The 20,360-nt window shown below is 66.1% G+C and carries 26 protein-coding genes; 24 read left to right on the plus strand and 2 right to left on the minus strand.

Features of this window, described 5'->3' with window-relative positions; genetic code table 11:
- The first annotated feature begins 136 nt into the window (after window positions 1-136).
- Window positions 137-1,015 (plus strand): DUF7146 domain-containing protein, encoded by an 879-nt coding sequence (locus tag L2A60_RS10890; protein ID WP_235704410.1) that lies wholly within the window; start codon window positions 137-139, stop codon window positions 1,013-1,015.
- A 324-nt stretch (window positions 1,016-1,339) separates the two neighbouring features.
- Window positions 1,340-2,269 carry a DUF2493 domain-containing protein gene (locus L2A60_RS10895; RefSeq protein WP_235704461.1) on the plus strand — a complete coding sequence of 310 codons (930 nt, stop codon included), beginning with the start codon at window positions 1,340-1,342 and terminating at the stop codon, window positions 2,267-2,269.
- 74 nt (window positions 2,270-2,343) lie between these two features.
- Here L2A60_RS10895 and L2A60_RS10900 read toward each other — a convergent pair whose 3' ends face one another.
- On the minus strand, window positions 2,344-2,553 hold the full coding sequence (locus L2A60_RS10900) for a hypothetical protein (RefSeq protein WP_235704411.1): 210 nt from the start codon (window positions 2,551-2,553) through the stop codon (window positions 2,344-2,346).
- Window positions 2,554-2,870: 317 nt separating this feature from the next.
- Between L2A60_RS10900 and L2A60_RS10905 the strand changes: the two genes are divergently transcribed.
- From L2A60_RS10905 to L2A60_RS10915, 3 genes are all read left to right on the plus strand, one after another.
- Window positions 2,871-3,038 carry a hypothetical protein gene (locus L2A60_RS10905; RefSeq protein WP_235704412.1) on the plus strand — a complete coding sequence of 56 codons (168 nt, stop codon included), beginning with the start codon at window positions 2,871-2,873 and terminating at the stop codon, window positions 3,036-3,038.
- A gap of 148 nt (window positions 3,039-3,186) precedes the next feature.
- Complete coding sequence (locus L2A60_RS10910) at window positions 3,187-3,627, plus strand: hypothetical protein (RefSeq protein WP_235704413.1); 441 nt, start codon at window positions 3,187-3,189, stop codon at window positions 3,625-3,627.
- A 593-nt stretch (window positions 3,628-4,220) separates the two neighbouring features.
- Complete coding sequence (locus L2A60_RS10915; protein ID WP_188582855.1) at window positions 4,221-4,547, plus strand: DUF736 domain-containing protein; 327 nt, start codon at window positions 4,221-4,223, stop codon at window positions 4,545-4,547.
- A gap of 111 nt (window positions 4,548-4,658) precedes the next feature.
- Here L2A60_RS10915 and L2A60_RS10920 read toward each other — a convergent pair whose 3' ends face one another.
- On the minus strand, window positions 4,659-4,910 hold the full coding sequence (locus tag L2A60_RS10920) for a helix-turn-helix domain-containing protein (protein WP_235704414.1): 252 nt from the start codon (window positions 4,908-4,910) through the stop codon (window positions 4,659-4,661).
- Window positions 4,911-5,140: 230 nt separating this feature from the next.
- Here L2A60_RS10920 and L2A60_RS10925 point away from each other — a divergent pair, with 230 nt between their 5' ends.
- The 19 genes from L2A60_RS10925 (at window position 5,141) to L2A60_RS11015 (ending at window position 20,340) form a co-directional block, all read left to right on the plus strand.
- A complete protein-coding gene (locus L2A60_RS10925) occupies window positions 5,141-5,404 on the plus strand; it encodes a DNA -binding domain-containing protein (protein WP_235704415.1) in 264 nt (87 codons plus the stop codon).
- 125 nt (window positions 5,405-5,529) lie between these two features.
- Window positions 5,530-5,877: a transcriptional regulator domain-containing protein gene (locus tag L2A60_RS10930; protein WP_235704416.1), complete on the plus strand. Its 348-nt coding sequence runs from the start codon at window positions 5,530-5,532 to the stop codon at window positions 5,875-5,877.
- The gene (locus tag L2A60_RS10935; protein ID WP_235704462.1) at window positions 5,804-6,316 is read left to right on the plus strand and encodes a DUF2285 domain-containing protein; all 513 of its coding nucleotides are present in this window, start codon (window positions 5,804-5,806) and stop codon (window positions 6,314-6,316) included. Before L2A60_RS10930 ends, L2A60_RS10935 begins: the two co-directional genes overlap by 74 nt.
- A 214-nt stretch (window positions 6,317-6,530) precedes the next feature.
- Window positions 6,531-6,782 (plus strand): helix-turn-helix transcriptional regulator, encoded by a 252-nt coding sequence (locus tag L2A60_RS10940; protein WP_188582766.1) that lies wholly within the window; start codon window positions 6,531-6,533, stop codon window positions 6,780-6,782.
- A gap of 11 nt (window positions 6,783-6,793) precedes the next feature.
- Window positions 6,794-7,903 carry a replication initiator protein A gene (locus L2A60_RS10945; RefSeq protein ID WP_235704417.1) on the plus strand — a complete coding sequence of 370 codons (1,110 nt, stop codon included), beginning with the start codon at window positions 6,794-6,796 and terminating at the stop codon, window positions 7,901-7,903.
- A complete protein-coding gene (parA, locus tag L2A60_RS10950) occupies window positions 7,900-8,538 on the plus strand; it encodes a ParA family partition ATPase (RefSeq protein WP_235704418.1) in 639 nt (212 codons plus the stop codon). Before L2A60_RS10945 ends, parA begins: the two co-directional genes overlap by 4 nt.
- Window positions 8,535-8,789, plus strand: a complete 255-nt coding sequence (locus L2A60_RS10955; protein WP_235704419.1) for a hypothetical protein — start codon at window positions 8,535-8,537, stop codon at window positions 8,787-8,789. Before parA ends, L2A60_RS10955 begins: the two co-directional genes overlap by 4 nt.
- A gap of 17 nt (window positions 8,790-8,806) precedes the next feature.
- Window positions 8,807-9,304 (plus strand): DUF2840 domain-containing protein, encoded by a 498-nt coding sequence (locus L2A60_RS10960; RefSeq protein WP_235704420.1) that lies wholly within the window; start codon window positions 8,807-8,809, stop codon window positions 9,302-9,304.
- Window positions 9,301-9,846: a S26 family signal peptidase gene (locus L2A60_RS10965; protein ID WP_235704421.1), complete on the plus strand. Its 546-nt coding sequence runs from the start codon at window positions 9,301-9,303 to the stop codon at window positions 9,844-9,846. Before L2A60_RS10960 ends, L2A60_RS10965 begins: the two co-directional genes overlap by 4 nt.
- A gap of 34 nt (window positions 9,847-9,880) precedes the next feature.
- A complete protein-coding gene (locus L2A60_RS10970; protein ID WP_235704422.1) occupies window positions 9,881-10,216 on the plus strand; it encodes a DUF736 domain-containing protein in 336 nt (111 codons plus the stop codon).
- A 4-nt stretch (window positions 10,217-10,220) separates the two neighbouring features.
- Window positions 10,221-10,937 (plus strand): lytic transglycosylase domain-containing protein, encoded by a 717-nt coding sequence (locus L2A60_RS10975; RefSeq protein ID WP_235704423.1) that lies wholly within the window; start codon window positions 10,221-10,223, stop codon window positions 10,935-10,937.
- Window positions 10,934-11,299, plus strand: coding sequence for a hypothetical protein (locus tag L2A60_RS10980; protein WP_235704424.1), 366 nt, complete (start codon window positions 10,934-10,936; stop codon window positions 11,297-11,299). Before L2A60_RS10975 ends, L2A60_RS10980 begins: the two co-directional genes overlap by 4 nt.
- The gene (locus tag L2A60_RS10985) at window positions 11,292-13,031 is read left to right on the plus strand and encodes a relaxase/mobilization nuclease domain-containing protein (protein WP_235704425.1); all 1,740 of its coding nucleotides are present in this window, start codon (window positions 11,292-11,294) and stop codon (window positions 13,029-13,031) included. The genes L2A60_RS10980 and L2A60_RS10985 overlap by 8 nt, the downstream gene beginning before the upstream one ends.
- Before the next feature lie 41 nt (window positions 13,032-13,072).
- Entirely contained in the window at window positions 13,073-15,055 is a 1,983-nt protein-coding gene (locus tag L2A60_RS10990) for a conjugal transfer protein TraG (RefSeq protein WP_235704426.1), read from the plus strand.
- 13 nt (window positions 15,056-15,068) lie between these two features.
- Window positions 15,069-15,497 (plus strand): CopG family transcriptional regulator, encoded by a 429-nt coding sequence (locus L2A60_RS10995; RefSeq protein WP_235704427.1) that lies wholly within the window; start codon window positions 15,069-15,071, stop codon window positions 15,495-15,497.
- Window positions 15,498-15,562: 65 nt separating this feature from the next.
- The gene (locus L2A60_RS11000; RefSeq protein ID WP_235704428.1) at window positions 15,563-16,756 is read left to right on the plus strand and encodes an HNH endonuclease; all 1,194 of its coding nucleotides are present in this window, start codon (window positions 15,563-15,565) and stop codon (window positions 16,754-16,756) included.
- Window positions 16,757-16,996: 240 nt separating this feature from the next.
- A complete protein-coding gene (locus tag L2A60_RS11005) occupies window positions 16,997-17,791 on the plus strand; it encodes a hypothetical protein (RefSeq protein ID WP_235704429.1) in 795 nt (264 codons plus the stop codon).
- Window positions 17,788-18,603: an abortive infection family protein gene (locus tag L2A60_RS20750; protein ID WP_235704430.1), complete on the plus strand. Its 816-nt coding sequence runs from the start codon at window positions 17,788-17,790 to the stop codon at window positions 18,601-18,603. Before L2A60_RS11005 ends, L2A60_RS20750 begins: the two co-directional genes overlap by 4 nt.
- Before the next feature lie 3 nt (window positions 18,604-18,606).
- Window positions 18,607-20,340: a hypothetical protein gene (locus L2A60_RS11015; RefSeq protein ID WP_235704431.1), complete on the plus strand. Its 1,734-nt coding sequence runs from the start codon at window positions 18,607-18,609 to the stop codon at window positions 20,338-20,340.
- Window positions 20,341-20,360 lie beyond the last annotated feature (20 nt).

Below are 20,360 nucleotides of genomic sequence, written 5' to 3' on the forward strand. Positions count from 1 at the left end.
CGTCTCGGGGCATCACCAAACCCCCCGCCACGTCCTGACATTATGTTGCGTGGAAGCCGTCGATCGCCTGCGGCACAAAGCCCAACCGCAGATCCGCAACATAACTTTCGCCGCAACATGTTCGGTCTTATGTTGAATGCAACATAAGACCGACGCGGCCACCGGCGAACATGGCGACCTGCTCGACGTCATCCGCGAAAGCTGCGGCCTGATCGACTTCAAGGACGTCGCCGATGAGGCGCGTTCGTTTCTCAGCCTGCCGCATCCCGAACCGGAGCCGGATCGTCCGCGCGCGCACAAGCCCAGTTCTCCGAACGGATCGCCGGAAGCGGCGCGGCGACTGTTCGCAATGTCGCTGCCGATGTCTCGTACCCTCGTGGAAACGTATCTCCGCAATCGCGGCATTACGGCTTTGCACGGAACCGGAAGCCTGCGCTTCCACCCGCGCTGCTACTATCGGCCTGACGACCATAGTCCGACCGAGACCTGGCCGGCGATGATCGCCTCCGTCACCGACCTCGCGGGCCATCTGACCGGCGCGCACCGCACCTGGCTCGATCCCGACGGCTTCTCCGAGGTGACGCTCGGCAAGGCGCCGATTGATACGCCGAGGCGAGCGATGGGTGACCTCCTCGGTCACGCCGTTCGCTTTGGCGTGGCGGGCGAAGTCATGGCGGCCGGCGAGGGCATCGAGACGATGCTGTCGCTCAGGTGCGTGCTGCCCGCCATGCCGATGGTCGCAGCCCTCTCGGCAGCTCATCTCTCCGCTATCCTGTTCCCGGACACATTGCGCCGGCTCTACATCGCCCCCGACGACGATCCCGCCGGTGACGGCGCGTTGGCGACGTTGATCGAACGCGCGCAGGAGGCCGGGATCGAGGCGATCGTGATTTCGCCACGGCTCGGCGACTTCAACGAGGATCTTCGGCTGCTCGGGATCGACGCGCTTCGGGCCGCAAGCCGGGTGCAGATCGCGGCGCAGGATGTCGCCCGCTTCATGGATCTGGCGGCATAGCCGGAACGGGGATGCGTGCGGCTGCGTCGTCGCCACAGGGTCGGCGGTCATGCTTTCCCTCAGCGTCAGAGAGGACCACGCCCACGGCCTTCTGAGAGGGCGATCGGGCAGCAAGCGGCCCGGACCGGCAACCTCGTGGGCCGACTATTTTCCGTCGGCGGCAGAGCCGCCTTTACATCGCGAGACAAAATAGTCGGCCCCCTTCGGTCCTCCGCCGAGGCTCCGGCCCGCAGCTCACGCTGCGGGTGCAGGTCCGGTCCGCCCGCCGCCTTCGTCGCCATGAAGGCCGCGATGGGCGCGGCCGATCCGACGAGGAAATCCGCGATGACCACCGACAACGGCGACGATTTCGAGCCACACCACAGCGCATCCCCGACCGACCAGGTCCTCCACGAACTCCAGCTCTATGGCTACCGTCCCTTTCACGACGAGCCCGATCCCAGACCGCTTCCCGAAGCGAACATTCTCGCGGGCAGCATCTCCGACATCTTCGACGCCCTCGTGGTGGCGCTGGCCGACACGCGCCTCGAATCCGACCTCGAGGACCTGCTCTGGTCGACGGTGAACGTCTTCCACCGCGCCATCGACCGGATCGAGCGCGAACTCGACGACAACGAGCTGGCGCAGCAGCGCTCGCAACGGGAACAGGATGGCAGTGAGGTCAAGTCCGTCGAGCTGGAGCGCCTGACTGCGGAAGGGCAGACGCTGATCGAACGCCGCAACGCCTTCGAGCTGATGCGCGACCAAGCCGCCGACCAATTCGAGCACCACACCCATTCGGCCTGGCGGCCCCGCAACGGGTCGAAGGTCAACCATCGCAACCTCACCGCGGCGATGATCGACAGCCGCGACTTCCTGGCCGCGAAGAGGCGCGCCGACAACCAGGTGCTTCTGCCCGCGGGGCCGAAGGTGGCTCTGACCGGCGGGCTCGATTTCAACGATTACCGGCTGGTCTGGGCCAAGCTCGATCAGGTCCACGCAAAGCACCCGGACATGGTGCTGCTGCACGGCGGCTCGCCCAAGGGCGCCGAGCTGATCGCCGCCAAATGGGCCGACAACCGCAAAGTCCCGCAGATCGCCTTCAAACCTGACTGGACGAAACACGCCAAGGCCGCGCCGTTCAAGCGCAACGACGCCTTGCTGGAGGTCCTGCCGATCGGTGTGATGCACTTCCCCGGCACCGGCATCCAGGACAACCTCGCCGACAAGGCGAAGAAGCTCGGCATCCCGGTCTGGAAATTCGGCGGCGCGTGAGCGCCGCCTTGCCCTTTCTGCACAGTGACGTGAATCCGCTGAGGCGGATTATCGGCTTTCCGTAAAACCGCCTTTCAATCCGGTTCACCCGTGACGGCGATCCGGGCCGCACGAGCATAGTGCGCCAACTCCGTATCGTTCTCGATCAGGCCATCGAGGAGCGCCTTCATGTCGCTCTGATCGGACGCCGATTGAAAAGGCCCTGGCTGCCGCTCGATCGCCAACACCGCAATGGCGAGCGCCTTCTTCACCAGGTGCAGTTCGCGTCCCGTGAACTCCGCCATGCCGCGCACCTCGACCGCCACTTCGTCTCGAGAGCACACCTTAGCTGATCGGCCTGCCCACCGTGAGTGACGAGGTTCCAGCCGCTGGCGGCGGGCTTTTAGACGCGGCTCCCGCCGGCGGTCGCCATCCCTGCGTCTATCAGCGCTGATCCTTGGTCCGTCCGCGGGCCTGACGCCATCAACCCGCAAGGGGTCGGCTTACGCTGGAGCGTGCCGCCGCTCTGTCTTCGCCTTCGCGGTGATTGCGGCCCTCGGCCGGACACATCGGGCGCCTGTCGCGCGGGGATGGCCCCCGCCTCAGCACAGGAGCCGGATCAATGTCTCAAGCCCTCGCATTCGCCAACGGCTGGAACCTCGCCACCACCCTTATGGTCTGCGTCGTCGTCTTTCATGCTGACACTGGCAACTACGGCGTCATGCTGGCCGCCGAATATGACGGCGATCCCGCTGCCGTCATCCACGAATTCGACCCCTTCCAACCATGAAGGGGCGAACCACCACGAAAGCTGAACCTCAGAGCGCCAGCGGGATTTCTGCTCCCGCTGGCGCCTGTTTGCGGCTATATTCGTGGTCGCGCCGTGGTGGTGGTGGAAGGCGCGACCGTCAGACCTTTATCTCACGGAGCGCACCGCCATGATCATCTTCGGACCACTGCTCGTCATTGTCGGCATCGGCTTCTTCTGCTGGCTGCTGTTCAACCTCGCCGTCTTCGCACTGCCCTTCTTCGCTGGCCTGACGATCGGCATCTGGGCCTTCCACACCGGAGCCGGCGTGCTCGGCGGCATAGCGGTAGGTGTCGTGGCCGGCGGCATAACCTTTGGCCTTGGCCAGATCGCGCTCGCCTTTGTGCCCTGGACGTGGCTTCGGCTCCTGATCATCCTCCTTTACGTCGCGCCCGCCGCCGTCGCCGGTTACAGCGCCACGCATGGAATCGCCCAGATGGCGATGCCTTCGCCTACGTGGCAGACGATCTTCGCCGTCATCGGCGCGATCGCCGTCAGCGTCACGGCGTTCGTTCGCTTCACCGGAACGGCCACGCCCGGACCGGCCGGACAGGGCTTGGCGCGGGGCTGACACCGTCGCGTCGGTGGGGCGGGGTCAGATCAGGCATCTGGGACGCCCGCAGTCCCCGTCATCGAAGCTGACCAGAGAGCGGCTTCGGCGGTGAAGTTCCGCCCGCCATCGCAGAGTGGCCGGAGTCATGGCGGTCGTCTGAGCGCTTGGACCAGATGGTGACGGCGGCGAGACCCGGCCCACGAGTCGTGTGAAATGGAGCGTGCAGCTGGAGCTTGGGCTTCGAAACGGGAAATCCGTCGGTGGCCAGGACAGGGCCCGGATCGCCGTCGCTTTCACCGCCCGGACTTGCGGCGACTCGAAAATCGCCATGTTCCCCTTGATGTCGGCTCTGTCAGGCCGAGCGCACCCAACGGCCTCTTCGATGGACTGATCTGGCCGAAGGCCGGCTAAAGCCTCGACCGCCTATGGCGCAACAGCGGCGTCACAACTTTCTTCCCCTGCCGGCTACGCCGCCATTCCTCGCGAAACAAGAAAGTTCCTCCTTTGCTGTCGAGCCCCTTCGGGGTGCGCCGTCGATCGCCTCCGGCCCGTCGATCACCATCGAGGCCGCAATGGTGCGGGCTCGGAAACAGAGATCAAGGAGAACTACCATGGCGACCATCGGCACCTTCAAGAAGACCGGCTCGAACGAATTCACCGGCGAAATCGTCACCCTCTCGGTCCAGGCCAAGAACGTCCGGATCGTTCCCGAAGCCACCCGCTCCGGCGACAACAGCCCCAGCCACCGCGTCTATGTCGGCCGGGTCGAGATCGGCGCCGCCTGGGCCAAGCGCTCCAACGAAGGCCGCGACTATCTGGGCCTCAAGCTCGACGATCCGAGCTTCACCGCCCCGATCTTCGCCAACCTGTTCGACGACGAGGACGGCGAGGGCTACAGCCTGATCTGGTCCCGCCCCAACGGCCGCCGGAGCGACTGACCCCGCCTACAATGCCCCGTCCGGCCGGTCCGGGCGGGGCATCGACTTTTTCGAGAGTTCCTGGGCCGCCATCGGCCCCGGTCGAGCCCAGCGGCGCACGGGGCGAAGGCGCTATTCTTGAGGCTCGGCCGAAGTCGCCGAGTCGCCATTGCGATGAGGAGCTCGCACCAGCTCGGTAGCCTCCACATCAAGCGCTTCGGCCACCTGACCCAGGACGGTGACGCTCGCCGACACGTCGGCGCGCTCGATCGCCCCGATATACCGGGCGCTCAACCCGGCCCGCTCGGCCAACTCCTCTTGCGTCATCCCTTTCGCATGACGCAACCGACGCAGATTGATCGCCATGACCTCCTTGAGATCCATGGCGATGATGGAGCCGACGCCGGAACCATCGTTCCAGGAACGATCATTCCGATTCGTCCGCGGGTTATGCTATCCATCCCTGGTCTCGACTGCCTCTGCACCGTCAATTTGAGCAACGTGATGCGCCATAAGCATCACGACACCGGCTTAATCAGGCGCGAAGTCTGTCAAAATTTGCGGTAAATGAATCCCTACTCCATTGCTTTGATCTCGACGGGGGAAAGATCGCAATGACCGAGGCGCCCTTCTGTGACCGGCCGCCGCTTACCGACCGCGTGAACACCTATGATGAGGAACATCTGGCGATATACCTACGGTTGCTGATGGCCGAGGAAGAAGGAGCCGACTGGCGAGAGGTCGTGCTGGTGCTCTTCGGCCTCGATCCGGCGCAAGAGCCCTGCCGTGCCAAAATCGTCCATGAAAGCCACTTGGCCCGCGCCCGCTGGATGACTGAAACCGGCTATCGGCACCTGCTTCAGCCACGAGCGCAGTAAGCCGCCGCACATCCGTTGTACGGGTTGTCGTCGCGCGCGATGCAATCATAGGGTCTAGCGCAAAGCCTGCGTTTCCGGATGGTTTGAAGCTCCCCGAATAGGGGAGCAAGACGAGAGGAAACGCCATGCCCACACAGTATTGGCGCTCGCCGGAGACGATCGATCACTTGAATCGCCTCGAACGCCCCGGCTTCGCCGTCGAATTCCTGCGCCGCAACGCCGAATACCGGCGTGACTACGCCCAAATTCAGCGCCAGATCACGCGCGATCACGTCGATGCGGAGTCCGCTCGCGCGGATTTTGCCCGACGATGGGGGTTGCGGTTTCGCCCACGACCCGAGCATTCCGGTCGGCGACGAACCCGCTACCTGGCTGCCGGAACTGTCGCCCGGCACGCTGCTGCTCGATGCAGCGCCGAGCGGATTCGCGCCTGTTGCCCTCGACCCATCCCAACTCGGCTCGATTGTCGCTGACCGGACCGATGATGAGGGTCGCGAGGTCGTAATCGTCGATGGGTCCGGCGAGCTTCACATCCGGCTCAACAGCGATCTGGCTGTTCGGCGCCCCATGATTCTCCTGCCGCTCGGCGCTGCATCGGTCGATCTCCGACTCGATGTCGCGTCGCGTTTCATCCGCAAGGTAGGCGGCCAAACCATCGGCCTTCTCCCACGGGCGTTGCGACTGACCACGCAGCGCAAGCGCCGTCTCGTTCAGCTTCTTCACGCCTTCGACGTTCACGACATGGGCGGCGGTCCTCGCGACGTCGCGGAGATCATCCTGCGTTCGGACCAGGCCCAACTTCCATCTGTCGAGTGGAAAGACTCCCACGCGCGACGCGCGGCCAATCGTCTGATCCACGACTCGATCGCGCTCGTCGAACGCGGCTATCTCAAATTTCTGCGCGGCGGCTAATCAGCCACATAGCCTGATTTCAGAGCGTACCGCTCTTCCATCCATCTCCGTCTCGGCAGTGACGAATTGGACCAACGTCCGCTCATTGTCGCGCGAAGGGGGACGCGCCCTTCCGAAAATCTTCGTCCACCCCCAACGCCTGAGCTCTCCGCCACCGTGACCCCGACATGCCGCGACTTGGCCGCGGCGCTTCGAGGCAAGACGGAGGCTTCCCATGCTCGACAGGTCCGCGCAGCTCGCCACCCGCTACGTCCGAACCCATGAGGCGGCGCGCATCCTCGGCATCTCGCCGCGCACCCTGGAAAAGTATCGCTGTCACGGCAGCGGCCCGACCTTTCGCAAGCTCGGCGGTCGCGTCGTGTACGCGGTGGGCGATCTCGAAGCTTGGGCTGACCAGGCCGCCTGCCGCTCGACCTCGGACCCCCGCTACGTCGAGGCCCGCGCCGCTGGCCACGCGCATCGCTGAGGCGCTCGCCGATGTCGTCGCGCCGCCTCATCTCCACCAGCGAACGGAGCAAGCTCGAACCGTTCATCGTCGCCACCGGCGACGCCAGTCCGCGCGACCAGCGCGACCTGATGGAGCGGCCGTTCTTTTCGCTGGCCAAAGCCAGGCGCACGACCCCCATTCTCTATGAAGCCGGCGACATCCGCGTCGAGGTCTACGCGGCGCCCGAGTTCGGCATGGCCACCATCTGGGACGCCGACGTCCTGATCTGGGCGGCGAGCCAGATCGTCGAGGCCGAAAACCTTGGCTTCAAGACCTCGCGCTTTCTGCGCTTCACGCCCTATCAGCTCCTCACCGCGATCGGCCGCCAAACCGGCTCCCGCGACTACAAGCTCTTGAAGGGCGCGCTCGCGCGCCTGCAGTCGACCGTCATCCGCACGACGATCCGCAACGGCGAGCACTGGCGGCGACACCAGTTCTCCTGGATCAACGAGTGGGAGGAATGCACGACGCGCGACGGTCGCGTCGAGGGCATGGAGTTCGTCCTTCCCGACTGGTTCTATCGCAGCGTCGTCGACCGCTCGCTCGTTCTCACGATCGACCCGGCCTATTTCCGCCTCACCGGCGGTATCGAGCGGTGGCTCTATCGCGTCGCCCGCAAACACGCCGGCCGCCAGCCCCGAGGCTGGCTGTTCGAGTTCGCGCACCTACATGAAAAATCCGGCAGCCTCGCCAAGCTCGCCGACTTCGCCTTCGATCTCCGCCGGATCTCCGCCCGCCAGCCGCTCCCCGGCTACCGGCTGCGCGTCGAGCGCGATGGCCGGCGCGAGATGCTGCGCATCCTGCCGGCCGGCTTATCCACAGGACCTGTGGATATCGCTGTGAATGCGGTCGGGACTTCGGGCGTTCCCGCTATCGGGACTTCAGGCGTGCGCCTATCGGGACTTCGGGAGTGCAAACCGCAGCTAACTCTCTGGCCTGAAACCACGATTCCGGGCCTTAACTTAGAGTCTAACTCAGAATCTAACTCTTGTTGTTGGCCCGCGCGATCGGCGGACAAACGCGTCTGCGGACCAAATTCCGAGCGCTCACAACGACAGCCATCGCTGCCCTTCAGCCGCAAGCCGGGAGGGAGGCCATGATCGTTGCGCTGCTCAACCAGAAGGGCGGCGTCGGCAAAACGACGCTCGCGCTGCACCTCGCCGGCGAATGGGCGCTGCATGGCAAGCGCGTCACGCTGATCGACGCTGACCCCCAAGGCTCGGCGCTTGATTGGTCGCAGCAGCGGGCGAGGGAGAACGTCTCACGGCTATTCGGCGTCGTCGGCCTCGCGCGCGACACGCTCCACCGCGAGGCGCCCGAGATCGCCCGTACCGTCGACCACATCGTCATCGACGGTCCGCCGCGCGTCGCCGGGTTGATGCGTTCGGCGCTGCTCGCCGCTGATCTGGTGCTGATCCCTGTCCAGCCGTCGCCGCTGGATGGCTGGGCCTCCGCCGAGATGCTCGGCCTGCTGCGCGAGGCGCGCATCTACCGCCCGCAGCTCGCCGCTCGCTTCGTGTTGAATCGTTGCGGCGCCCGCACCGTCATCGCCCGCGAGACGGCCGAGACCTTGGCCGATCACGATCCGCCGGTGCTCGTCAGCACGATCGGCCAGCGCGTCGTCTTCGCCGACGCCGCGCAGTCGGGACGCCTGGTCTTCGAGCTGGCCGATCAGGGCGCTGCAGCGCGCGAGATCGCCGCGATGGCCGCCGAGGTCGCGAGGATCGCGCCATGAGCGAACGGTCCACCAAACGCAGCTTCGCATCCCGCCCCGGCGACACCGAGAGTTGGATCAAGGCTCCCGCAGCGAACGGCAGACGGTCGGAAGACAGCTCGGCCTTCAGCGCACGACTGACGATCGACGTCACGCCGGCGCTGCGCGGCCGCATCAAGGTCGCCGCCTTCCGGCGCGGGATCACCGTCGCCGACATGCTCCGCGAACTCCTCTCACGCGAATTTCCCGCCGATCCCGGAGAGTCCTCATGAACGACAACGAGCAGTCGATGCCGCGCGTCGTGCCGCCGTCGCATCGGCGCACCGTCCCACTGACCCATGTCGAGCTGACCTGGATCGAGAAGACGATCGAGCACTGGCTGCGCTTCGGCCGGCGCGCCGAGGAGAAAATCCTCGATCGCCGCCGCAGCGTCTCCAGCTTCAAGCCGGGCAGCATCTTCGCCTTCGTGCGTTGGGCGTCGAACGACTTCGGCACGATCGTCTCGCGCATGGACATCGTGCGCGCGGTTGAGCACGGCGCTCGCTACCAGACGCTGCCCTTTGTCCGCCCCGGCGGCGAAATCCTGCTGCGCGTCGATGGCTGGCCGAAGGTCGAGCGCGTGCTGCAGGCGATCGATGCGATCGAAGCGCTCGACATCAATCCTGCCGATGCCGCGCCGGAATATTGGCGTCACCTCCACAACCGCCTCGCTGCTGGGCATGAACCGCGCGCCTACACGCGCGAGCAACATTTGGCCTGGCTCAAGCGCCGGAGCGTCGCGCCATGACCCGATTCGGCTACGTCATGTCGACGTACTTCGCGATGCTCGGCATCGGCGCCCTCGCGTTCTTCCACCCGGCGCCACGGTTGATCTGGAACGCCACGGCGAGCACCCCGACCGGGCTCTATGCGCTGCATCCGCTCGGTTCGCTCCACACGCTCGAACTCGTCGTCGTGCGTCCACCCGAGCCGATTGCGAGCTATCTCGCCGAGGGCGGCTTCCTGCCCAAGGGCGTACCGCTGCTCAAGCACGTCATGGCGCTACCCGGACAGATCGTGTGTCGGGCCGGTGACATCGTCACCGTCGATCAGGTCGAGGTCGGCATCGCTCATGACCGCGATCACCTCCGCCGTCCACTGCCGCGCTGGAGCGGCTGCCGCGTGCTGCGGCCGGGCGAGGTCTTCCTCATGAACCCCACCGTCCCGGACAGCCTGGATGGCCGCTATTTCGGCCCGCTCCCCGCCGCTTCGATCGTCGCGCGCGCGGTCCCGTTGTGGACCGACGAGGCCGGCGACGGCCACTTCGTATGGCGCGCCGCCACCGATTGACCCGCTTCCCAACCCGCCAACCCAGGAGGTTCCCATGGCGCAGATCGGTCACTTCACCCGCGATAAATCCGGCTTCACCGGACGCATTCAGACGCTCTTCTTCACCCACGACCTCTCCCTCGTTCCGGCCGAATCTTCCGATGCCGAGAATGCGCCCAACTTTCGGGTCCACCTTGCCGATGCCGACGGCCCGGAAATCGGCGCGGGCTGGAAACGCACCGGCGAGAAAGCAGGCGAATACGTCTCGCTCGTCATCGATGACCCGGCGCTGCATCAGCCGATCCGCGCCAATCTCTTTCAGTCCGGCGACGACAAGTCTGCGTGGGTGCTGAACTGGAACCGCCCGCCCAAGCGCGGCCAGCGGGATTGAGCGCATGCGGGCCGCTCTCATCATGCTCGTCGGGGCGACGGCGGTCGGCACGCCCGCTGTCGTCGCTCACGCCCAGACCGCTCGGATCGAGCTGCACGCGCCGAGCGATACCTATGCCGGGCTCATCGCGGAGGCAGCCCAGCGCTTCGGCATTCCGGCGGCGTGGATACGGGCGATCATGCGAGTCGAGAGCCGCGGCGATCGGCGCGCAATCTCGCCCAAGGGGGCGATCGGGTTGATGCAGCTCATGCCCGACACCTGGGCGGCGCTGCGCGCTCGGTACGGCCTTGGTCGCGATCCGTTCAATGCCCACGACAACATCCTGGCGGGCGCTGCCTTCCTGCGCGAAATGCACGACCGCTACGGATCGCCGGGCTTCCTCGCGGCATACAATGCGGGGCCTCGTCGATACGAAGACTATCGTGATCGGCATCGGCCCCTACCGCCCGAGACCGTCGCTTACGTCGCCGCGCTCATCCCTTTTGTCGGGGACGGCGCGATCGATGGGCCTGTCCTCGTGGCGGCCTCCGATCCGTCGTCCTGGACGCAAGCGCCGCTGTTCATAACGCGGCCGGCAAGCGCTGAACCCGCTGATCGCACGTCGGCCAAGCAGCCGCCGAGCGACACGCCGGCCGTCCTCGCGGTGCGCGATCTCTCCGCCATCGCGCCGCAATCCACGGGTCTGTTCGTCTCAGTTGCAGCAGCGGGACCGAAGCCATGACGGTGCTGCTCCCCTGCAATCACGCCGCGCTCTTGCTTCGGCCCGCATGCGCCTTCCTTGGCGGCGCGACGGTGTTCGGGGTCTCGATAAGCTTCTTCGAGGCTCTCGGATGCGATTTCGCAGGCTGGCGCGGCGCAGCGTCCTTCCGGGAAGGAGGAAGGGCGGACAGGGGTGGCGTGCAGGAAGCGACCGACAGAGGGCCAGATAAAAGGCCGCAAGGTGCGGCTCTGTCGGTCGGTTGTTTTTGCTTGTGTTTTTCGTCGATCGCGCAACGTGCGGCCCCGGCGCGCAAGGTGCGCGGCGCCGTCAACGCATTGCCCATCCTCTGTTTTTCGCACATTGCCGGGGCCGGCGATGGCTGAGGAGAACGACTTCCAGCCCCGGCCAGGCCGTATCCGCTCTTCGCGCAGTCAGCGGGCTAAGCCCTTCATCGCCCAGGCGCTCGCCGCCGCCCAGCGCGCCGGCGGCGGCGTAACGCGGCAAGGTCTGCTCAGAAGCTCCAGCCGCTCGACCTTCGGCCGTGGCCGTGTCGCCGCCGTCCGGGCGAACCATCTGCTCACCGGCCGCTCGCGCCTGGTGACGGTCAAGGCGCGCGTCGTCCGCCACACCGCGCGCTCCGCGCCGCTCGGCGCTCATCTCGGCTACCTCCGGCGCGAGGGCGTCACCCGGGACGTGGAGAAGGCGCGGCTGTTCGGCCCCGAAGCCGAGGACGCCGACCCCCAGGCCTTCGCCGGGCGGTGCGAGAAGGATCGCCATCACTTCCGCTTCATCGTCTCACCCGAGGACGCGCCGGAGATGGCCGACCTCAAGGGTTATGCCCGCGAGCTGGTCGGCCAGATGGAGAAGGACCTCGGCACCAAGCTCGATTGGGTCGCCGTCGATCACTGGAACACGCAGCACCCGCACGTCCACATCATCGTGCGCGGCGTCGCCGAGGACGGCCAGGACCTCGTCATCTCCCGCGACTACATCAAGGAAGGGATGCGCGCCCGTGCCCAGGACCTGGTCACGCGGGAGCTGGGGCTGCGTAGCGACCTCGATATCCACCAGGCGCTCGAGCGTCAGGTCGAGGCCGAGCGCTGGACCCAGCTCGACCGGCAGCTCATCCGTGACGGCGGCCGACATGGCGTCATCGACGTTGCGCCCTCTTTGGGCCAGGAGCCGGACCCGTTCCATTCACTGAAGGTCGGCCGCCTGCGGCATCTGGAGAGCCTCGGTCTCGCCCATCAGATCGGAGCCGGCCAGTGGACGATGGACGAGGCGGCCGAGACCACGCTCCGCGAACTCGGCGAGCGCGGCGACATCATCAAGCGGATTCATCGGGGCTTGCGAGAGCACGGTATCGAGCGCGCGGCCGGGAGCTATGTGCTCGCCGGCGAGAGCCTCGACGTGCCCGTCATCGGCCGGCTGGTCGATCGAGGCCTCGACGACGAGTTGAAAGGCACCGCCTATGCCGTCATCGACGGCGTCGACGGCCGCACCCACCACATCAAATTCCCCGACCTCGACGCCACCGGCGACAGCACGCCCGGTTCGATCGTCGAGCTGAGGAAGTTCGACGACGCGCAAGGGCGTCGCCGCGTCGCGCTCGCCGTGCGGTCGGACCTCGCCATCGAGGATCAGGTGACGGCCAGCGGCGCGACTTGGCTCGACCGCCAAGCGGTCTCGCGTGATCCGGTCGACCTTAGCCAGACGGGCTTCGGCGCCGAGGTCCGCGATGCGATGGAGCGGCGGGCCGACCAGCTCATCGAGCAGGGGCTGGCCGAGCGACAGGCGCGGGGCATCACCTTCTCCCAGGGCCTGATCGGCACGCTCCGCCGTCGGGAAGTCGAAGCCTTGGGCGAGCGGCTTGCGGCCGAGACGGGCCAGACCTTCAACCAGGCCGCCTCCGGCGAGTACGTCGCCGGATCATACCGTCAGCGCTTCGCGCTCGCCTCCGGCCGGTTCGCCATGATCGACGACGGCCTCGGCTTTCAGCTCGTGCCCTTGACCCCATCGCTTGAGAAACAGCTCGGCCGCCACGTCTCCGGCGTCGCCCGCGATGATGGCGGCGTCGACTGGGGCTTCGGCCGCAATCGGGGGCTCGGCCTGTGAGCGAACACTCTCATCACAGGTCTCAGGAAAGGACGGCCGGCATGTCGGCGACGAAGATTCTATGGGGCCAGGTCATCACCGTCTTCGGGATCGTACTCTTGACGATCTGGACCGCGACGGAATGGACCGCCTGGCGGCTCGGCTTTCAGCCCGAACTCGGCCGTCCCTGGTTCGAGATTCTGCATTTCCCGTTCTATCTGCCACCGGCCTTCTTCTGGTGGTGGTACGCCTACGACGCCTACGCTCCCTCGATCTTCATCGAGGGCGCCTATATCGCGGCGTCTGGCGGGATCATCGCCGCGGCCGTCGCCATCGGCATGTCGGTTTGGCGGGCTCGCGAAGCGAAGAATGCCGAGACCTATGGCTCCGCACGATGGGCGCAACCGAAGGAGATCGAGGAGGCCGGCCTGCTCGGTGCCGACGGCGTCGTTTTGGGCCGCTATCAGCGCAGCTATCTCCGCCACGACGGCCCCGAGCATGTGCTGTGCTTCGCGCCAACCCGGAGCGGCAAGGGCGTGGGCCTCGTCATCCCGTCGCTGCTGACCTGGCCAGGTTCGGCGATCGTCCACGACATCAAGGGCGAGAACTGGCAGCTCACCGCCGGCTTCCGCGCCCAGCACGGTCGGGTGCTGCTGTTCAATCCGACCAACGCGAAGTCTTCGGCCTACAATCCGCTGCTCGAGGTCAGGCGCGGTGAGTGGGAGGTGCGCGACGTCCAGAACATCGCCGACATCCTGGTCGACCCTGAAGGCAGCCTCGAGAAGCGGAACCACTGGGAGAAGACCAGCCACGCGCTACTGGTCGGCGCGATCCTTCACGTCCTTTATGCCGAGGAGGACAAGACACTCGCCGGCGTTGCGTCGTTTCTGTCGGATCCCAAACGACCGATCGAGTCGACGCTCGCCGCCATGATGCGCACACCGCATCTCGGCGAGGCCGGCGTCCACCCCGTCGTCGCGTCGGCCGCACGTGAGCTGCTGAACAAGTCCGGCAACGAGCGGTCCGGCGTCTTGAGCACGGCGATGTCGTTCCTCGGTCTCTACCGCGATCCCGTGGTCGCCGAGGTCACGCGCCGCTGCGACTGGCGGATCGGCGACATCGTCGCCGGCGAGCGGCCGACGACGCTTTACCTCGTCGTGCCGCCGTCCGACATCAACCGGACGAAACCATTGATCCGTTTGATCCTCAATCAGGTTGGGCGGCGGCTGACCGAGGACCTGCAGGCCAAGGCCGGGCGACGCCGGCTGCTCTTGATGCTGGACGAGTTCCCGGCGCTGGGGCGCCTCGACTTCTTCGAGTCGGCGCTCGCCTTCATGGCGGGCTACGGGATCAAGAGCTTTCTGATCGCCCAGTCACTGAACCAGATCGAGAAGGCCTACGGCCCCAACAACTCGATCCTCGACAACTGCCACGTCCGGGTGAGCTTCGCCACCAATGACGAGCGGACCGCGAAGCGCGTCAGCGATGCGCTTGGCACCGCCACCGAGATGAAGGCGATGAAGAACTACGCCGGCAGCCGGTTGTCGCCCTGGCTCGGCCATCTCATGGTATCGCGCTCGGAGACCGCCCGCCCGCTGCTGACGCCGGGCGAGGTCATGCAACTCCCGCCGACCGACGAGATCGTCATGGTGTCTGGTGTCCATCCGATCCGGGCGAAGAAGGCGCGCTACTATGAGGACGGACGGTTTCAGGAGCGCATCGGGGCGCCGCCCGTGCCGGCGCGGCCGAAAGAGGGACGCCCCGACGATTGGAGCTCGCGTCCGTTGCCGCCCCGGCCACCGGCGCCAGCGGCGGCCGATGGCGAGGACGCGGACGACGAGGATCCGAAGAATGCCGATCGCCGGAAGCAGCCGGAACTCAGTCAAGGAACCGTCGAGACGCAGGCGCCGATCGAGAATGAATTTGCGCTCGACCAAGTTGACGACATGGAGGAGGAGGCGCCTCGCATCGGCCGCATGAACGACCTCATGCAAGGCCTCGCGCGGCAAGCCTCTCTCGATCCGGGCGACGATCTCGGCATGTGAGGCGCACCTGGCCATGTCGAAGAAAAAGGCTCAGCTCTCCGTCTATCTCGATCCGGATGTCATGCAGGCCTTGTCAGCCTATGCCGCACGCCGGGAGCAATCGATGTCGTTGATCGCTGAGGCGGCGATCGCGTCGTTCCTGTCGCCCGATGCGGACGAGCGGAAGGAGGCAGCGATCGCCAAGCGGCTCGACCAGCAGGATCGCCGCCTGGCGCGGCTCGAGCGCGATGTCGGAATCGGCGTCGAAACCCTGGCGCTGTTCATCCGCTTCTGGCTCAACACGACGCCGCCGCTTCCCGAACCGGCGGCCAAGGCAGCACGCGCACAGGCCGGTGCGCGCTACGATAATTTCGTGGCCACGCTGGGCCGGCGGCTCAACGAAGGGCCGAAGTTGAGACAGGAAATCCCGGAAGATTCCGTCGAGCGGAACGTCGGCGGCTAGGCAGGTAGCTTGCTTGCCAGCTGTCAACTCACCACCTTGGCCAGGACAAGGGCCACGGCTGACCCATGCAACCGATTTGCGCAATTTGCGGGCACAGGATCGCCCCTGCCGACGACTCCGAGGAGCACATTCTCCCCGGCGCGATCGGCGGGCGCCGGACCGTGCGCGGATTCCTGCACGACGGCTGCAATCACCGCTCGGGCCATACCTGGGACGCGGCGCTCGAAAAGCAGCTACGACCGCTGGCCCTCCACCTCGGCGTGAAGCGCCAAAGCGGACGGACCCTGCGCATGGCGATCACCACCACCGCAGGCGAGAACTTTCTGCTGAACGCCGGCGGCCAGCTGGAAATGTCCCGACCGGAGATCAAGCGCACGCCGATCCCGAACGGAGAGACCATCCAGGTCAAGGCCGGGTCGATCGCCATGGCGCGCGACGTGCTGGAAGGTATGAAGCGCAAATATCCAAAGGTGGACGTGGATTCAGTCTTGGCCGGTGCCGAGGTCCAACGTACCTACGCCCAGGGCGTTGTGCGGATTGACCTCGAATTCGGGGGTCCAGTGTCCGGTCGGTCCCTCGTGAAAAGCGCCTTGGCGCTGGCGCACGATGCCGGCCTTCCCATCGACCGATGCGGCGACTCCCTGGCCTACCTGCGTGAAGCCGATGCCGAGCCCTGCTTCGGCTACCACTATGCCGATGACCTGGTCGATGGCCGGCCGCCGGCGACGCCACTGCATTGCGTCGCCATCGACGCGAACCCCAGCACCGGCTTGATCCTAGGCTACGTCGAATACTTCGGCATCCACCGCGCCGTGGTCTGCCTTGGCCGTGGCTATGCCGACGAACGCCTGAAGGCAATCTACGCCTTCGACCCCCGCACCGGCGAGACCTTGGATGTCGCGGTGCGCCTCGACTTCGGCGTCGCGGATGTCCGGGCGATCTATGACTACGAGCTCGACGACGCCGAGAAGCGACAAGAGGCGTTCGGTGCGGTGTTCGGTCCGGCCTTGAGCGATCACCAAGGCGCCGAGCGTGACCGGGTACTCCGCGACAGCCTGAACTTCGCCTGGGCCAACTGCGGCGGCGTGCCGGATCAACCGCTTACCACCGAGCACCTCGCAAGGCTGAAAGAGTTGTTCGCCGACCAGGCGACGCCGTGGTGGAAGCACGTCACCGGCCTCGACGAGCCGGCTGCGCGCCAGTTGGCCCTGGCCTACATCAGCCAGGTGCTGGCCGCGGCCCAATCGACGCCGGCTTAAGCCGGCACAGGTGCCGCGCCGATATATTCGAGATAGTGCCCGACCACCATTGCGTTCCGGGATTGGAGCAGGTCGCGACCGATGTGGTGGCTGGCGCTGGCGCGCGAGTTACGGGCAGGGCTTGGCGAGACAGCGCCTGATGATGGTCCCGAGCGAGACCGGCGACGCCCTGACACATTGGACATGGCCTTTGACAGAATGTTTGCGATCTAGTCCAGAATCGTATATGTATGTGACATGATGTCCAAAGAAGAGTTCGCCGAGCACCTGTCCTATCTTCGCCTGTCGCTGGCCGAGGCGGCGGTGTTGCTTGGCTCATCGGAGCGCAGTGTCCGACGTTGGACCGAGGAAAGTGTCCCCGGTCCGGTCGCGGCGGCGGTGCGCGCCTGGCGCGAGCTTGAGTCTCGGCGTCTGCCTTGGAAGCCCGACACCATCTCGGTGTTGGAGCGGGACCAGGACCAGCTGGACCGCATCCGCGCCCATGACGAAGCCCTGGCCCAGGTCATCAGGGAAGTGGAAGCGCGAGGAGGGCCGGCCGAGCCGTGGGCGGTCGACCTGGAGCGTGGCCGGGCCACCTTCAGCCATGCAGAGGTCGGCTTCCACCGCCTCGCCAACGGCGGCTTCAACGTGAGCACCTATAGGCGGTTCGATCGCGCGCCTTCGGACGCCGACCGCCTCGAAATCGCGGACGCCGCCTATTGCATCGCCCAGGCCTTCTCCCGCGCAGCGGCGTCCGCCGAAGCTCTTCGGGCGCTGGCTCGATACACCCGCGAACACGGCCATCTGTTCGTGCGTGAGGGGCCCGCGATGCTTTCGCCCTCCGACGCCGAACAACGGTGCCAGGCGATCAAGAAGCAGGCCGGCGCCATCGACACGCTGGCGGTGGAAGTCGAATCCGGCCGAGCGAGCTATGCGCAGTTTGAGGAGATCCTGCGAGAGCTCCATCGGCTCGGATTCTTTCCTGAGACCTCCCTGGTGTCGGCGGTGGCGCGCAACATGCTGGCCGCTCCCGCCCTGCGGAGCCCGCCGCCGTGACCGGTGCTGACCTTCTCAGCAAGCGAACGCGCAACGCGTTCCGCGAAGAGTTGGTGGGGTGGACGCTTGCGGAGATTGCGACCGAGTTCGACAACGAGGGCTTCAAGCCCGATTATACGCATGACCCGCAGGTCGGCGGGCAACGCCGAGGGCTGGTCGAGCAGCTGTATCACGGGATCGATTTCGCCGACCCTCGCCAGGCCGCTCGCGTCCTTGAGGTCTATCAGACCGTCGTTGCCCGTGCTCGGGGCGGCGAGGCCGGGCGGGCGGAGGACCTATTGGCCCACCTTCACCGCGACGGCGTCGACACTTCCGGGAACTCCTTCAAGCTTCCGCCGCGCGGCCGTTCGCCTCTCCAGCCACTTGCGGCCGTCGCCAGCAGCCTGACAGCGGATCAGCTGCACACCCAGATCGAACGTATCCACGCATCGATCGAGTCCGACCCGGCTTTGGCGATTGGAACAGCCAAGGAGTTGGTGGAGACCACCTGCAAGACCATCCTAGCTGACCTGGGCCAAGAGCACGCGACGCTCGACCTTGGCGACCTCGTGAAGGCGGCGAGCAAGGCGCTGAAGCTGCTACCGGACGGAGTCCCTAACGAGGCTAAGGGCGCCGACGCGGTGAAGAAGACACTTCGAAGCCTGGGAGTGACGGTCGCCGGCCTGGGAGAGATGCGAAACTTCTACGGCTCCGGTCACGGCCAGGACGGCCGCGCTCGAGGCCTTACCCCGCGCCACGCCCGCCTTGCGGTCGGCGCCGCGAGCACGCTGGCCGTGTTCCTGTTCGAGACCCACGACGCCAGGCGCCATTGAGCCATGCCCCACCACATCTTCTTCTCATGGCAGAGCGACACCGCGAACCGGATGGGTCGGAGTTTTATCGAGGCCTGCCTTGGGCGCGCAATTGGCGAGCTTCAGGCCGACGCCGACGTCGATCCGGCCGACCGTGAGATGGCCGTTGACCGTGACACCCTGGATGTCCCGGGCATGCCGCCGATCATGGAAACGATTTTCGGCAAGATCGACCGTGCGGCCGTGTTCCTGTCCGACCTGACCTATGTGGCAGAGCGTGCTGGCGGCACTCGGACGCCGAACCCCAACGTCTGCATCGAACACGGCTACGCCCTAAAGGCCCTCAGCTGGCGACGAGTGATCGCCGTGATGAATACGGCCATGGGCCATCCCGACCAGCATGATCTGCCTTTCGATGTCCGGCATACGCGCCGTCCGATATCGTTCGACCTACCCGAGGGCACCGACGCCGCCACGCGCAAAGCGGCGGCAGATGGCCTGGTCCGCCAACTGAAGGCTGCGCTCAAGGCCGTGTTCGGTGACGTTGAGGCGCGTTCGGCCATGGCTGGGGCCGCGCCGGCCGAGCCGCACCCCCACGATGTGGATTTGCTGGGGCGGGTTCATCGGCAGCTGCCGCAAGGCCTGCGGCAGTTCCTGCACCAACACAGCTTCGGGACGCCGTACAGGCTGGCGACGCTCGATCCGATCCACGAGATGAACCAGGATTGGGTCGGAGCCGCCTTTGAGTTCAACGACCCCGCGGTACAGGCCGCGTTTGCCGAGGTCCGTCATGTGGCTCGCCAGTTCGGTGAACTGGTGCTGGAGCGGATTTATGCTACCCGCCGCAACATCGAGATTGGATCGCCTAAGACGGACGAAGACCTGGAAAAGGGCGTCCAGCCTAGAACGCTGAAGGCCATCAAGGCCATGGATGAATTGGCGACCGAGCTCAGCGCAGCGATCGACAACTTCGACCGAACCGCCCGGGAACGCATCCGGGTCGCTTCAGGAGCGCATGCGGCTGCAGCGGAGGACCACCGCGCCGCCGAGCAGGTGCGTAAGGACGCGGCGGAGACCGCTTTGAATGAACTCGCCATGGACGCACACCGCGGCGGGTTGCCCGAGATCGTGACGAGGCCCCGTGTGGCCCTAAGGCTGGCACCGCTCGCTGCGGGCGATGGGAAACGCCTAGATCCCGGTCGCGTCGCCGAGCTGCAGCGCCGGTTTCCGCCCAACACCGAGGATCGAGTGGCGATCGATAGCGACGGGCGGCAGTGGTGGAGCTGCCGAATTCCACGCCGCGCGGAGGCGAACCGAAATCCGGAGACGGACTGGCGGATGCGTCTCGTGAGGCCGGGGTATCTGGAGTACGAGGCCAAGATCGGCGCCCGAATCGATGACGATCCTCAAATTCTGGTCGATGGGAGGCGACTGGAAGCGGTCATCATTCGGAACCTCGAACGAATGGGCGGCATCGCCGCCGACCTCGATCTTGCCGGCCCTGCGCTGATCGCCGTGTCCTTCGACGGGATGGAGGACGTGGAATTGACCCGAGCGCGCCCCGGCGGCCGACGCATCCGGCGCCCCGACATCTACCTGCCCATCGCGCAGGTCGAAGACCTCACCGCTCCGCTAGCCGACGTGCTTCGGGAACAACTCGACATCCTGTGGCAGACGGCCGGCTGGCCGGACGGCTCCCCGTCCTACGGCACAGGCGAATGGGCCGGCTATCGAGACGATCGCAACTACAGCCTCTAGCGATCCAGGCGCGACAAGCG

This window comes from Acidiphilium iwatense, assembly GCF_021556475.1.
In the GTDB taxonomy this organism is placed as follows: Bacteria; Pseudomonadota; Alphaproteobacteria; order Acetobacterales; family Acetobacteraceae; genus Acidiphilium; species Acidiphilium iwatense.